The organism is Ktedonobacter sp. SOSP1-52, assembly GCF_016587395.1.
On the sequence record NZ_BNJH01000001.1, the window covers coordinates 1,964,917 to 1,978,660 of the forward strand.

The 13,744-nt window shown below is 54.9% G+C and carries 15 protein-coding genes; 9 read left to right on the forward strand and 6 right to left on the reverse strand.

Going from position 1 to position 13,744, the window contains the following annotated elements:
• Positions 1-23: 23 nt before the first annotated feature.
• Positions 24-479 (reverse strand): hypothetical protein, encoded by a 456-nt coding sequence (locus JMJ16_RS09175; protein WP_201380523.1) that lies wholly within the window; start codon positions 477-479, stop codon positions 24-26.
• Between JMJ16_RS09175 and JMJ16_RS09180 the strand changes: the two genes are divergently transcribed.
• From JMJ16_RS09180 to JMJ16_RS09190, 3 genes are all read left to right on the forward strand, one after another.
• Positions 478-705 (forward strand): hypothetical protein, encoded by a 228-nt coding sequence (locus JMJ16_RS09180; RefSeq protein ID WP_201380525.1) that lies wholly within the window; start codon positions 478-480, stop codon positions 703-705. The genes JMJ16_RS09175 and JMJ16_RS09180 overlap by 2 nt on opposite strands.
• Before the next feature lie 54 nt (positions 706-759).
• The gene (locus JMJ16_RS09185) at positions 760-1,536 is read left to right on the forward strand and encodes an SDR family oxidoreductase (protein ID WP_201380527.1); all 777 of its coding nucleotides are present in this window, start codon (positions 760-762) and stop codon (positions 1,534-1,536) included.
• A 436-nt stretch (positions 1,537-1,972) separates the two neighbouring features.
• The gene (locus JMJ16_RS09190) at positions 1,973-3,217 is read left to right on the forward strand and encodes an IS110 family transposase (RefSeq protein ID WP_201380529.1); all 1,245 of its coding nucleotides are present in this window, start codon (positions 1,973-1,975) and stop codon (positions 3,215-3,217) included.
• Positions 3,218-3,394: 177 nt separating this feature from the next.
• On the opposite strand, the gene JMJ16_RS09195 is transcribed toward JMJ16_RS09190, so the two are convergent.
• From JMJ16_RS09195 to JMJ16_RS09210, 4 genes are all read right to left on the reverse strand, one after another.
• A complete protein-coding gene (locus JMJ16_RS09195) occupies positions 3,395-3,889 on the reverse strand; it encodes a hypothetical protein (RefSeq protein ID WP_201380530.1) in 495 nt (164 codons plus the stop codon).
• A 244-nt stretch (positions 3,890-4,133) separates the two neighbouring features.
• Entirely contained in the window at positions 4,134-4,763 is a 630-nt protein-coding gene (locus JMJ16_RS09200; protein WP_201380532.1) for a hypothetical protein, read from the reverse strand.
• Positions 4,764-4,889: 126 nt separating this feature from the next.
• On the reverse strand, positions 4,890-5,834 hold the full coding sequence (locus JMJ16_RS09205; RefSeq protein WP_201380534.1) for a TIGR03621 family F420-dependent LLM class oxidoreductase: 945 nt from the start codon (positions 5,832-5,834) through the stop codon (positions 4,890-4,892).
• An 18-nt stretch (positions 5,835-5,852) separates the two neighbouring features.
• On the reverse strand, positions 5,853-6,524 hold the full coding sequence (locus JMJ16_RS09210; RefSeq protein WP_201380536.1) for a DUF998 domain-containing protein: 672 nt from the start codon (positions 6,522-6,524) through the stop codon (positions 5,853-5,855).
• A 214-nt stretch (positions 6,525-6,738) separates the two neighbouring features.
• Between JMJ16_RS09210 and JMJ16_RS09215 the strand changes: the two genes are divergently transcribed.
• The 3 genes from JMJ16_RS09215 (at position 6,739) to JMJ16_RS09225 (ending at position 10,076) form a co-directional block, all read left to right on the forward strand.
• Positions 6,739-7,317, forward strand: a complete 579-nt coding sequence (locus tag JMJ16_RS09215; protein ID WP_201380543.1) for a TetR/AcrR family transcriptional regulator — start codon at positions 6,739-6,741, stop codon at positions 7,315-7,317.
• A 328-nt stretch (positions 7,318-7,645) separates the two neighbouring features.
• Positions 7,646-8,977 (forward strand): NAD(P)/FAD-dependent oxidoreductase, encoded by a 1,332-nt coding sequence (locus JMJ16_RS09220; protein WP_201380545.1) that lies wholly within the window; start codon positions 7,646-7,648, stop codon positions 8,975-8,977.
• 88 nt (positions 8,978-9,065) lie between these two features.
• Positions 9,066-10,076: an RNA polymerase sigma-70 factor gene (locus JMJ16_RS09225; protein WP_201380547.1), complete on the forward strand. Its 1,011-nt coding sequence runs from the start codon at positions 9,066-9,068 to the stop codon at positions 10,074-10,076.
• Between the two features lie 118 nt (positions 10,077-10,194).
• Here the strand turns inward: JMJ16_RS09225 and JMJ16_RS09230 are convergent, their stop codons facing one another.
• Positions 10,195-10,668, reverse strand: coding sequence for a hypothetical protein (locus JMJ16_RS09230; protein ID WP_201380548.1), 474 nt, complete (start codon positions 10,666-10,668; stop codon positions 10,195-10,197).
• 417 nt (positions 10,669-11,085) lie between these two features.
• On the opposite strand from JMJ16_RS09230, the gene JMJ16_RS09235 reads away from it, so the two are divergent.
• From JMJ16_RS09235 to JMJ16_RS09245, 3 genes are all read left to right on the forward strand, one after another.
• The gene (locus JMJ16_RS09235; protein WP_201380550.1) at positions 11,086-11,676 is read left to right on the forward strand and encodes a TetR/AcrR family transcriptional regulator; all 591 of its coding nucleotides are present in this window, start codon (positions 11,086-11,088) and stop codon (positions 11,674-11,676) included.
• A 167-nt stretch (positions 11,677-11,843) separates the two neighbouring features.
• A complete protein-coding gene (locus JMJ16_RS09240; RefSeq protein WP_201380552.1) occupies positions 11,844-12,719 on the forward strand; it encodes a haloalkane dehalogenase in 876 nt (291 codons plus the stop codon).
• Positions 12,720-12,740: 21 nt separating this feature from the next.
• Positions 12,741-13,685, forward strand: coding sequence for an NADP-dependent oxidoreductase (locus JMJ16_RS09245; protein WP_201380554.1), 945 nt, complete (start codon positions 12,741-12,743; stop codon positions 13,683-13,685).
• The last annotated feature ends 59 nt before the right edge of the window (positions 13,686-13,744 follow it).

The window sequence follows — 13,744 nt, forward strand, 5'->3', positions numbered from 1 at the left end:
TCAGTCAAGCAACCGACGAAAGGTTACGAAGCCACACTGTCGAACGAGGCAAACACGGCCCGTGCCGCCTCATCGTCCGGCAACAATGCCGCGACCGCCGGAGAGGTTTTGCCGCTGATGGCAATCTGCATATATCGTAGACGTATAGGGAGCAGCTCGCCGGTTGTCGCCATACGCGCAAACACAAGCTTTGTCGGCGCCACCTCCTGTCTGGTGGCAGTTCGCGCCTTTTCCCAGTATTCTTGAAAGCCGGGAATCTCACACCACTGCTCTACGCTTTGCTTATACCAGGCATCGTACTGCGAGAGCACGTTCTGCCGTTTGAAGAGCTGGATGCCAGAAAACGCGTGTTGTTGCCACTGTGCGCGTGCCTCTGGAGGCATCGTGGAGCGTCTGTAAACATCCGGGTGAAAGAGGAAATGAATCGTGCTGCGCTGATGCGGTGGGATAGTATCTTCATCAACCACCATAGATTTCATGAGCCTCATCCGCGCCGGGAGAACGACTATCTATGTACTGAATATGTATGCAGAATTTGATAATCGCCCCCGCTCCGAAGATCTGGCCTGGCTCGCGCAACTGGTGGCCGAGCAAAAACTACACACATCTATTGAGGTTGAGGCACCCTGGCACGACATCGGTGAGATCGCGCAACACTTGCTGCGAAGACAATTCACAGGGAAAGCAGTTCTGCATCTGGCGTAGATACTCCATCGAGAGACTTGTTTGTTTTTTCATTTCTTGAAAGGAAAGGGTGCTATGAGCATACTACAGGGAAAAGTCGCCTTAATTACTGGTGGAAGTAGCGGCATTGGTCTCGCGACTGCAAGAGAATTTCACGCGCAAGGAGCCAGAGTTGTGCTTTCAGGACGAGATCGCCAGAGGCTCGAAGCGGTCGCGACCCAACTGGGATCTGATGTTCTGGCAGTCCCCACTGACGTGACCAGGCTCAGTGACCTTGATAACTTGATGGCACGTACGCGGGAGACCTTTGGCAACCTGGATATCTTGTTTGTCAATGCAGGCATCACTGGCAACAGGACACTTGCTGAGACGGATGAAGCGTTCTTTGATGAGCAAATGAACACCAACTTTAAAGGGGCCTATTTCACAATTCAGAAGGCGTTGCCCTTGTTGAACGATCAGGCTTCGATTATTCTCACTGGTTCGGTCAGTGCGCTGGTGGGAATGGCTGGCACTTCTGTGTATTCTGCCAGCAAAGCGGCGCTGCACTCCCTGGCGCGTACGTTCTCAGCCGAACTCATTGGGCATGGCATCCGTGTCAACACGATCACCACCGGGGCAATCGAGACGCCCATTTTGGAGCGAGCAGGTAATCCGCCAGAGGTCGTTGAGAAGCTGCACAAGATGTTTGCCAGCCGGGTGCCAATCAAACGCATGGGTCGCCCAGAGGAAGTGGCAAAGGTTGCACTCTTCCTCGCTTCCTCGGACTCCTCCTTCGTTGTGGGAACGGAGATCGCTGCCGATGGTGGAAACACAGCCAATATCAGGCCTTTACCACTACAGAACCAGTAACTTTCTTTGCCACGTCTTTTCGCGCAAGAGAGAAGTGCTTCCCGAAGACTTCAAGTATATAGTTCTACTTGAAGTCTTCGGAGGAATTGCTCCTCATTTCAGCTCTGCGCCATTTTGGCCCTTGAGTATTAACGGAACGAAAAACAACGCTGTTAGCATGTCATTGCAAGAGAGCGTTGTCCCTGGTATCCTAATCTTGTTAGGTCAGCGGGGACGCCTTGAGGCGTGTGGCGAGAGGGACGGTCGGCTTTCCTTATGGGATCTCAAGCCCGTTACGCTGTTTGACTGTCCCCCGCGGCTCTACTTAACTGGGATCGCCGCAGAGCGAAGCCCGTATCGGTGTGTGTACACCACTGCCCTCAAGAACACGCTCTCTCGAGAGATCAAGTTAGCCATGACGAGCCAGGGAAAGCAAGGAAAAGAGACTGGAGGGATCATGAGCAATTCTCCCATTTGTTCTCGTTTTGTTGCACTTGATGTTCACAAACAGTATGTTGTCGTCGGAGCGCTCGATGCCCAACAGCATATCGTGCTGTCACCGAAACGGATGTCGTTTGATCAGTTTGAGGAGTGGTCCCCTACCCATCTTTACTCTACAGACGCAGTTGTGTTAGAAGCAACCACCAACGCTTGGGATCTTTACGACCGATTACAGCCTCTCGTTGCTTCCGTCACGATTGCCCATCCTCTTCTTGTGAAACTCATTAGTGCTGCCCGAGTCAAGACGGATGCCCGTGATACACTCAATCTCGCCCGCTTGCTCGCCGCAGGGCTCATTCCAGCCGTGTGGGTTCCTCCAGAGGAGGTCCGAGAGTTACGTGCACTGGTTGCTCATCGCCGTCGTCTCATCGTGCAACGAACGCAGGCTCGCAACCGTTTGCAGAGCGTCCTGCATCGGCACAACATCGCGCCGCCGGAGGGAGGACTCTTTGCGGCGAAACAGCAGCAATGGTGGAACGGGTTGCCACTAAGCGTTTCAGAGAAGTTGCGGGTCCGGCAAGATCTCACCATTCTTACCAACCTGATCCCTTTACTTGAGGAAGTGGAAGTGGAACTGTCCCGTCTGAGCTCGACGGAGCAGTGGGCCAACCAGGTTCCTTATCTGGTCCAGCTGCCAGGCATCGGCATCCTCATCGCCATGGTTCTCCTCTCAGCCATTGGTGACGTCACGCGGTTTCCTTCGGCCAAGCACCTGGTGGGGTACGCGGGGCTAGGGGCTAGTGTGCATGCCAGTGGGCAAACGTATCGCACGGGGGCGATTACCAAACAAGGGAGACGGGAGCTGCGTATGGCCATGGTGGAGGCCGCATGGACAGCCGTCGAGCATCATCCCCATTGGAAAGCGCAATTTGATCGGCTCTCAACTCGGCTTGGAAAAAACAAAGCGATTGTGGCCATTGCCCGCAAACTCCTGGTCGTGGTCTGGCACGTTCTGACCCATCATAAGGCAGATCGGTATGCTGAGCCAGAGAAGGTGGCGTTGAAGTTTGTCGTGTGGTCACGAAAAATTGGGGCACAGAATCGAGCTGGATTGAAAACGCGTGAATTCGTGAGGGGTGAGCTCGTACGCCTGAAGATGGGAGAAGACCTGGAAACCATTGGATGGAAAAGTACGAAGCCGATCCGGCTCCCCTCACAAGAGGAAGGAAAGGCTTTCCTCCAAGCAGCAGCAGGTGGCTGACGCATAAATAGTATGCCTGCTCCAACGCCCTCGAAGATGGACAAACTCTCCCAACAAGCATTTGATCTGGGAGAAAGAGGGAGGGTGCGCCTTTTTTATGCAATGAAGCCGTCGGTGTCCTCCCCCTTGACAAAGAAAAACATCGGTAAGGCTGGGATGCGCTAACCCCGTTGTCGATTAGAACGGCTTGAACATCATCAGCCAGAGGGTCAAGACTAAGCCGCCACCGCCAATCACGGTGAGAAGCCAGGGATGGATGGTAGCGAGCAGAACGGCAAGCTGCTTTTCCGCAGATGTGTCCAGGGACAAATAACTGACCGTCTCCGAGCGCGATGGATTGTCGGCATGCACGAGTTGACGGAGACGATTGAGCGGACGTGAGCCGAGAAGCGTCATGGTGACGCCCATCAGGATGAACAGGCCCAGGGAGGCCCAGATCCAGCCCTGGCCCCACCAGTTGCCCATGAAGCCTGCGGTGATGCCGGCGGCGAGTAGCACCAGCAGGGAGACGTTGGCGACTGTGGTGACGCACCTGGACAGGTCCAGCAGGACCCGAACGCGCCCAACCTCGCACTGCCTCTGTAGCGCGAAAGCAACGGCAGCGGCGGTGCCGTGGGCGAGCAGGAAGCCGAAGACGCCCAGGACGTGGGCGAAGACAAGCCATTGATACATAAAGCTCCTTGACTAGTAAATGAAACGCTGACTTATGAAAATTCGGACCTTGGCGAGGTAGGGCTAGGATTCCTGCAAAAACAGGCAGGAGCGCATTTGCGTTCTAGAAAATTGCCCGGTCCAACCTGTCTAGAAGCAGGTAAAAGGGACTGTAAAGGGTATGTCGTGCAAATCTCTTCATCGGCCCTCGCTTTTTCCCGCATCCACTCAATAAGCCAGGGAAGCCGATTCATACCTCTATTACCTATTTTTGCAAGGATTCTAGAGTTCCCTCAGGTTGGCTCATGGACTGTAGAGACGACCACACATCAAAACCGAGCCAGGCCAACCCGAGGAGGAACAGCACAGTGCCAGTCGTGCCAACCACCGGTGGCAGGAAGCTCCCGCCTAAGCTGAGTACTACCCCAACGATGAGCGGTAGACCTGCCCAGCGCGCCACCGTCTTAGCGCGCAGCATCGTGACGCCAAGCAACACGCTACCCACTAATCCCAGTAGACCTCCGGCAAGAAAAAAGATTACTAATCCTTGTGGGGGCGACCCTTTCACGAGGGAAGGGACCGCCGATGCGAGGAACGGCAGAATGAAGGCTTCGATGGTATCACCGACTACTCCCTGGATAAGGATGTAGACAAATGTGAACAGGAAACCGATCAGCCCTAAGAGACCTGCTCGTTGGGCTTGTCTGCTATACACCCCAGGCAACCCTACGACAATCAACATGTCGCCAATGATACGCAGCAGAGCCGCGGTGGCGGCGATAGGACTGGTAGGATCTTCACCCGTGAAGAAGACGGGAACGGCAGCAAGAGCAGCGAACAAGCCCCCTATGAGTAAGCTGATCCCGCTCAAGCGATACAGGGTTGTTGATGACATGGTTTATTTCCTTTCTCCTTGTTTGACATCGTTTTTCTCTTGCTCACGTTGTCTGTTCTTCGCTCGCGGATCACGGCGCGAGTGAAATGCTCTCTTGATCATTCCTGTTTCACTCGTCGCCTGCGTTTACTTGCCCGAGAGCCGTGCGACAACGGGAGCAAAGGTTTCCAGGTCCTGTTCTAAGACACCGATGTAAGAAATGCCAAAGCGTTCACGGTTCGCCAGCACTTGGTCGCAGATCTGATCTACCGAGCCAACCAGGGTATAGATGCCCTGGGGGGACTGCAGCTCACCGGTGGTCCGAGACCGAAAGAGCGCAGTGATCCTTGGATCTCCTTGCTGTTCTCTCTCCGTCTTGATCCCTCCGATCACAAAGTTGCCAAGCTCAATCTGGGCGAAGCGGTCTCCTGCCGCCTCGCGAATCCAGGTAATTTGCTGTGTTGTCGCAGCCGTCGTCGCCTCAGCCATGTCAAGGCTATTGCCATCTGGTGCCACAGGAGGATTGAGGGTAATGATGTCGGCGTAGCGGCCAGCAATCGATAACATCCGTTTCCCTCCACCAGAGAGCAGCAGAGGGGGATGGGGATGTTGGAAGGGTTTGGGAAAGACCTCAAATCCGTTCAGCGAGTAGGAGCGACCAGCAAAGGTCATCGGCCCATCGGAGAAGAGACCTTTGAGTACTTGAACGGCTTCCTCCAGCCTGCCTACACGTTGACTTGCGGGATCGAAAGGAATGCCTGTCATCTGCGACTCTCTAGCAATCCATCCTGCGCCCAGTCCAAGCTCGAAGCGTCCTTCGGAGAGCAGATCAAGCGTGGCAACCTCTTTGGCAAGCAAAGCAAGGTGCCGGTAATTGATGTCGAGGACCAGCGTTCCCAGACGCAGCGTCCGGCTGGCCTCTGCTGCTGCCATGAGTGCCAGGATGGGAGAGAACTGGTTTCCCAGGTGATCTGGCACCTGCAAGACGGAGTACCCAAGATCCTCGACTTTGTGGACTTTGGCGATCCATTCCTGCCTGGAGGTAGCTCCAAACAATGTAACCCCAAAACGAAAGGGATGGGGCGTACTCATACTATCTTTCTCCTTGGCTCAAGCTATCGAACTCTGTTTGCTCATAAGGCGGATCGCCAGCAGAGCGATCCAAATGCCGCTGCCAATGATGCCAATCCGTTCAATGAGTCCTGTTGGTCCCCCATCTAACAATTTGGCGGTGAGGACGAAGGCGACATCAGAGGCGGCGACCAGCAGACCAGTAGCAACCGAATACCAGGACCAGCCGCGCCTTTCGAGCGCCGCATCGCGCCGTGCCAGCACGAAGCAAGCCGCAATCAGCGAGATGAACTGAAGCTGACCAAAGAGGATATGAATGGCTCCGTGAATGGTTAGCGCGCTCGACGCTCCTGGTGGGTAACCTAGCGACGGGTCGGGAAGGATAGGCCCAGTAACGATGAAGGTGAGGCCATAGATGCCGAGCAGGATGGGTCCCCAGGTGGAACCACGTCCTGTACGCAGGAGCAGCCTCATCCCGATGGCAAAAGCGAGCAGGAGCGCTCCGGTGACGATGTAGTTGGTGCTTTGTATCCACCCACCTTCCCCCAGTTCGAGGTTGCTGTCGGGGACTACCCAGGCGTTGTAGCCAGAGCGTATGGCCCCAAGGATGAGAATGACAACACTGTTGAGCAGCGGAGCAATGACACCGCAAGCCAGGAGCAGTCTCGTCGCCACCGGCTGCGATCCCGCGCTTTGTACTGAGGTTTCCATGTGTTTTTCCCCTTTGTCGTAAGATCATATGACCATGCTCTGAAAATAGTCATACCTACTCTGTTCAAGTTTTAGGAATAGCATGTTCGCTACCGAATATGGTATTCTGAGGAGAGTGTACAAAGGAATGTTTTCCCCGCCAAGCACAAAGCAGGGAAACCGTTCTCTACCGAACAATTGACCATGATTGTTCGCCAAAGAAGGAGGGACAGAAGTGAAACAGCAGAAAGCAGATCGACGTTCCCAACGCACCTATCGCCTGGTGAACGCTGCCTTTGCGGAACTGGTGGTAGAAAAACCCTATGATGAGATTCTGGTGCAGGATATTTTGGATCGGGCAGGGATTGGTCGTACTACCTTCTATGCCCATTATTTCGATAAAGAGGATGTTCTCAACACTATCGTAGAGCAGGAGTTGGAGCTGCTTACTCGCCAGATTGCCCATGCAGCAGCAAGACAACGGGTCGTGCCAAGTCTGGAACTGTTTGAGCATGCGTACCACTCTGAGAATCAGCAGTTTCGGGCGCTGATGGGAAGCCGTGCGGGCGAGTTCTTGTGGGGAGCCTTGCAGGCAGCACTCTGCCGAGCGATTGAACCGGCCCTCTCCACCCTCTATGCAGAAAGACGTTCTCCGCCTATCCCTCTGCCAGTGGTCTCCCAGTACCTTGCCAGTACCTTTCTCACCTTGCTCAAATGGTGGGTCGCTGCTGATATGCCCTACCCACCAGAACAGATGGAGCACATTTTCCAGCAACTGGCGCTACCCGGAGTGTGGGCAATACTCAAAACTTAACTTGACGCGTATAGGGTCCCAACATTTTTACCCCCCGTTTTCCCCGCTCAGCATCACCAGATGAAAACCACGGAGACGTGAGAGATTTTTTCGCGTAGACGGGCCTGCCTCAGCAAGGCGAAGTGCCTTCTTCAATTTGCACAAGTGTTCTCATGTCACAAACAGATTGCCTGTTTCGACTCGTGTATCAGGGGGTGAAGCCAGAGAACGCATGGGAACTCACGTGAGGACGGGAGCCATGGTTCTCTGCCGCTCTCAATACGGTTCGAATGCGCATAAGCGTCTGGCCGTAAGGTCAGAGAGAACACAACTAGAAAGAGACAGATTGATGACGACACATACACGTACTCAACCTCCGGTGATCATTGTAGGCGGCGGCCTCTCGGGCCTCTCAGCCGCCGCCTATCTGGCGCGAGCCGGTCATGGCGTGATGCTTTTTGAGAAAGCTAGTACCCCTGGCGGACGTGCGAGAACCCGCGAGCGCAACGGTTTCTTTTTCAATCAGGGAGCCCATGCGTTGCGTCTGCATGGACCAGGTGAACGAGTGCTGAACGAACTTGGCGTCGCCTATAGAGGTTCGCTGCCACAGCCCTCCGGAATTTTCGGACTGGTGGATGGGAAGCTCTATCCCTTGCCAACTGAAGCAACATCTCTCTTGGAGATACCTTTCTTGACAGACGCCGCCAAAGCAGAATTGATACGCGTGCTTGGTCGTGTCAACCACCTGAACACTGAAGATCTCCAGGAGAGAAGCCTGCAAGAATGGCTCGAAGAGCAGGTCCAGCATCCGCAGGTCCGCCAGTTTCTTCTCGCAAGAGCACGCATCTCAACCTATACCCATGCACCTGATCTGCTCTCCGCCGGTCTGTTTCTCTCTCTGCTGGCTACCCAGGTCCTCTATCTGGATAGGGGCTGGCAAACGCTGGTGGATGGTCTGCGACAAAAAGCCCAGGAGGCGGGAGCCCGTCTCATCACGCAAGCCAGGGCCCAGGCGATTGAAGTGGCTGGAAAAGGATATCGCATGCATCTGGCGGATGGTTCCAGCGTCGAAGCAAGCGCGGTATTGCTTGCCACTGATCCAGAGACGGCCTGTGCTCTGGTTGCCGATGGCACGCACGAGGCTCTACACCGTTGGGCTGCACAGGCGATTCCGGCTCGTGTTGCCTGCCTGGATATCGCTTTGCGCCGTCTCCCCAGAGCAGAGAACCTCGTCACCCTGTGCATGGATCGTCCGCTCTACTATGCGGTGCATTCCGCCTCGGCACATCTCGCGCCGGAGGGGAGCGCCCTGGTCCATCTCATGAAATATTTGCAACCTGGCGAAGCGGCGGAGCCAGAGGCCACACAGCAAGAGCTGGAAGCACTGATGGATCTCTTGCAGCCCAGCTGGCGTGCTGAAGTCGTAGAGCAGTCCTTCTTGCCGCATATGATTGCCTCCAATGCCATTATCCAGGCGAGGCTTGGTGGTCTCTCCGGGCGTCCCGGTCCAGAGGTTCCAGGGCTCCCCAATCTGTATGTCGCGGGCGATTGGGTCGGCCCAGAAGGGGAAAAGGCTGACGCTTGCTTTGCCAGTGCCAGGAGTGCGGCCAGGCTAATGATGGCTCAGCGAAGCTCCAGACAGAGCGCCGCCCTAGTCAGCTCATCGGATGTCATAGACTAAACTGAAAGGGGCTACGTCTCTTTTGCTGGTATGCGCGCTCGCGGCTTCTGACGGTGAGCGCGCATACCAGCAAAAGAGACACTTCACGATGAAAAGATCAGTCGCACAACTGGAAACGGTGTTCCAGCAGTATAAATCGTTACTTTTTTCCATCGCATACCATATGTTAGGCAGTGTGATGGATGCTGAAGATTGTGTGCAAGAAGCATTCTTGCAGTGGTATGCCTCCGAAGAGAAAGAAACGATAGAAAATCCCAAAGCCTATCTCTGCACACTAGTGACGCGCAGGTGTATTGATCGGCTGCGCTCCGCGCAAACGCAGCGTGAAACCTACTTTGGCCTCTGGCTCCCCGAGCCGTTGATCGAAACCACTGATCCGTCCGAACATTCGGAGCTCAACGAATCGCTCTCTCTCGCGTTTCTCCTGCTGCTGGAACGTCTGTCTCCCATCGAGCGGGCGGTCTTTCTCTTGCGCCAGGTGTTCGACTACGATTACGCAGAGATTGCAGCCATCGTGGGCAAAAGCGCGGAAAACTGCCGTCAGATTCTGCACCGAGCGCGGCGGCATCTGCCTGCGCGCCCCACCCACACGCCTGCACCCCATGCCGGGCAATGGCAGGTGTTTACGCAGTTTTTCCAGGCTTTGATGAACGGCAATATGGAAGGACTGCTGCAGGTGCTCTCAGACGAGATTATGCTCTACAGCGATGGCGGAGGCAAAGTCCGCACGGTGCCTCATCCTTTGTATGGGCCAGATCAGGTGGCTCACTCTCTACTTGGGATTCAGCAGAACGTGTTCGATGTGATCAAGGTAGCGATCCGACCGACGGTGATCAATGGTCAACCTGGTCTGATTGGCTATCTGGAGGAACGTCTGGATGAAAAGCCAGGGCGAAGCCAAGAGCGAGAAAGGAAGGAGAACAGCAAAACGCCGGGTGTGTGGTATCAACGTGTCTTCAAGAAGGGAGAAGTGATTTTCGCCATGGGACTGGCGTATGCCGACACCCAAATCCAGGAAATCGATATCATCGTCAACCCTGAGAAATTGCGGCACATCCCTGCTCTCGCGGCTTCCGACAACGGTACTATTGTCTGCTGAGCAAAGGAGATTTTCATGAAGGCAAGCGGTAGCCCTCTTAACCCAGAGAAGCCATATACTCAATTGCATGGCTTCTCTGGGCAGCTTTGCTTGTCTGGTTGATTCTCAATTGGTTCTCTCAATTGAAATGCATAAAGACCATGCAGGAAATGATCAGCACAAAGCCCAGTGACTCCCAGAAGCGAATAATTTTTAGACGGGAGACTGCTCGTGTGTTAACCTGCCCCTCCTCATCCCATAGCTCTCCAATCATCTTGCGGCGGGTCTCCGAGACGACAGCCAGCACTATGGTGAGTAGCAGGGCAACCATCCAAGCAAGGCCATAGGGCTCTATGAGGCGCTCCCAAGACTGGATACGTCCGAAGAATGTCCCCAAGAGGATGCCAGCCAGAATCAACGTCGCTCCCGCAATAGCGCCAACCCGGTTAATCATGGCTGGCACACTGATGGAAAGCCTACGCCCCTCGTCGGCAGAGCCTTTGACTAACAGAGGATAGACGATATATAAAAGCGAAATCTTATCACCAAGCCAGATTATACCAGCAAATATATGTACATATCTCAATATCGCAAGAATCAGAATAATATTCATAAGATCCTCTTCTAGTTGTGTTCTGTCTGACCTTGTGGCCAGACGCTTATGCGCATTCGAACCGTATTGAGAGCGGCAGAGAACCATGGCTCCCGTCCTCACGTGAGTTCCCATGCGTTCTCTGGCTTCACCCCCTGATACACGAGTCGAAACAGGCAATCTGTTTGTGACATGAGAACACTTGTGCAAATTGAAGAAGGCACTTCGCCTTGCTGAGGCAGGCCTGTCTACGCGAAAAAATCTCTCACGTCTCTGTGGTTTTCACAGGTATCCTGGGCCTCCCTTTCCAGCTTTGCAACAGACCGGTCGCGAAACCTGTCCTTTTGGTCAGTAGCAGAAGGAGTGATTGCGTGCTATATTTTTGCAGTGACCAATCAGTCTTATTCGTAGGATACTGGAAGGAGAAAGACTTTTCTGATGAGAACACGCCAATACATCTTGGACGCGGCTGAACGGATGCTGCAAACAAAGGGGCTGGCTCGCCTGACCAATAAAGAAATTGCGGAGGCTGCTGGATGCGCAGAAGGAACCTTATATAATCATTTTGAGACCAAGGAAGCCTTAATTCTAGCTGCCATTGAAGAAAATCAGCCGGAGTTCTTCACCGTGGTTGGGGAGGATCGCATTGGAGAACGCTCCATTGAAGAAAATATCCAGGAAATCGCTCGGGCTGCCATTCGTTATTACCAAAAACTTCTCCCATTGACGACGGCGTTATTCGCCGACATGGATCTGCTGGCACACTTTCGCCTCCGGCTGCAGGAGCATCAACGTGGACCATTGGGACTCTACGAGATCGTTGCCAGCTATGTTGCCGCTGAGCAACGTCTGGGTCGTCTCAAGCCAGAGATCGAGCCGTTTGCGTTCGCGGCGCTGCTGCTGGGTCCCTGCCATCAGTATGCTTATATCCAATACTTCCAGGGATTCAATCCCTTCCCCGTTTCCCAAGAGCAGTTTGTTGCTGATCTAGTGAAAACGCTCTTGCAGGGAGGTATCCCTGTGAAGTAAATCGTTCGGGGAAAGCTTTCTCGCGGGTGATGTCCACCGTTGAAGAGGAAGCTTTTTCCTGGCGATGTGACGTTTTCTCCGACGTCTCTTGTTTGAGATCACAGACCGTCGATATCACTACTGGTCATGCAGAGGACTAGTAGTTCGTAGAAGGAACGAGAACTCTTATGATGAACGCAACCTTTCCTTACCCTAAAAAGTTTCAAGAGGTGCTTGGACTACAAATGGCCTATGCAGAGGTGGGAAGCGGCGACCCGATTGTCTTTCTGCACGGTAATCCGACCTCTTCCTACCTCTGGCGCAACATCATCCCCTACCTGGAGCATTTCGGACGCTGTATCGCTCCTGACCTGATTGGCATGGGCGATTCAGCGAAGTTGCCCAACAGCGGTCCCCACTCCTACACCTACCTCGAGCATCGGCGCTACCTGGATGCGCTGCTTGACCAGCTCGACGTTCGGGAGCGCGTCACCTTTGTCGCACATGATTGGGGCGTTGCCCAGGCTTTTGACTGGATCTACCGTCATCCGCACGCGGTGAAAGGGATCGCCTATATGGAAGGGGTGGTGGCTTCCATGAACTGGAACGAGATGCCCGAGCGCGGACGCAAGATCTTCCAGGCCTTGCGCTCTCCGGCAGGGGAACAGATGGTCCTGGAACAGAACTCGTTCATCGAGGTCAACCTGCCTGCGACCATTCAGCGCACCTTGAGCGAGGATGAGATGAACGCGTATCGCCGCCCGTTTGCAGATCCTGGAGAAGGGCGTCGTCCTACCCTCTCCTGGCCGCGTCAGATCCCCTTTGAGGGCGAGCCTGCCGAGGTCGCCGAGATTGTCGCGACCTCTGGGGAATGGCTCTCCCATCACCCCATTCCCAAATTGTTTCTGCGCGCCGATCCAGGCAACCTGACCCCTTCTTCTCTGGCTGTTTGCCGGGCCTGGCCCGCGCAAACAGAAGTCAGCGTGCGAGGGCTTCATTATCCCCAGGAGGACTCTCCCGAGGAGGTAGGACAGGCGCTGGTGAATTGGATACACACCCTGTAAGAGAAAAGGAGGAGAACAACCATGTCAATTCATGTGACGCGAATGATGCAAGCCATGCTGCTTCCGAGGTATGGAAGTTCGGAATTGCTCCAGTTGGCGGAGACCCCTCGCCCGGTCCCGGAGGAGGGCTGTGCGCTGGTGCGGGTCTATGCCGCAGGTGTGCATCCCATTGATTGGCAAATCCCTCAGGGAATGTTCAAAGAATCTCAGCCCGTCACCTTTCCGTTTATTCCTGGCATCGAAGTGGCAGGAGTGGTCGAAGAGGTGGGAGCAGGAGTGACATCCGAACTGCTCGGCCAGGAGGTTTTGGGGCAGGTTGCTCACGGCGGCTATGCCGAGTATGTCTCAGTTCCCGCGAGCGCCCTGGCCCGCAAGCCACAGACCTTGAGCTTTCTTGAGGCAGCCGCCTTTCCGTTTGGCGCAGTCACCGCCTGGCGCGCGCTCTTCGACATTGCAGGAGTGACCGCCGGACAACAGGTGCTGATCCAGGGTGCCACCAGCGGTATGGGCTTGTTCGCTGTACAACTGGCGAAATGGAAAGGTGCCCGGGTGATTGGCACCGCTCCGGCGAGGTATCACGAGTTTGTGCGCTCCCTGGGAGCTGAACTGGTGGTGGATTCTACGACGATCCCTGCGGAGCGGATGGATCTGGTGGTTCTGGGGCCTGGCGCGACGATGAGCAGCGCGCTGGCAGCTCTGCGCGACGGAGGGATGCTGATGTCGAATGCCGCGCTTCGCCCCGAGGAGCGTGCGCAGGCACAGGCACGCGGAATCCGGGCAGTGACCAGTCGTGGGACGACCACAGTCCCCCTGGATCAGCTCGTCCAACTGGCGGAGGAGGGCTTTCTCAGGGCACCGGTGGGCAAAGCGTTTGCCCTGCGCGAGGCGGCTCAGTCTCATGCTTACGCGCAGAGCGGTCAGGGTTTTGGGCGCTTCGCGCTACGCGTCGTGGAAAAGATACCGTGATGTTTTGATTGACGGTCATGTAACACGTATACATATGTTTCTCTTCTTTTATTGTTTTC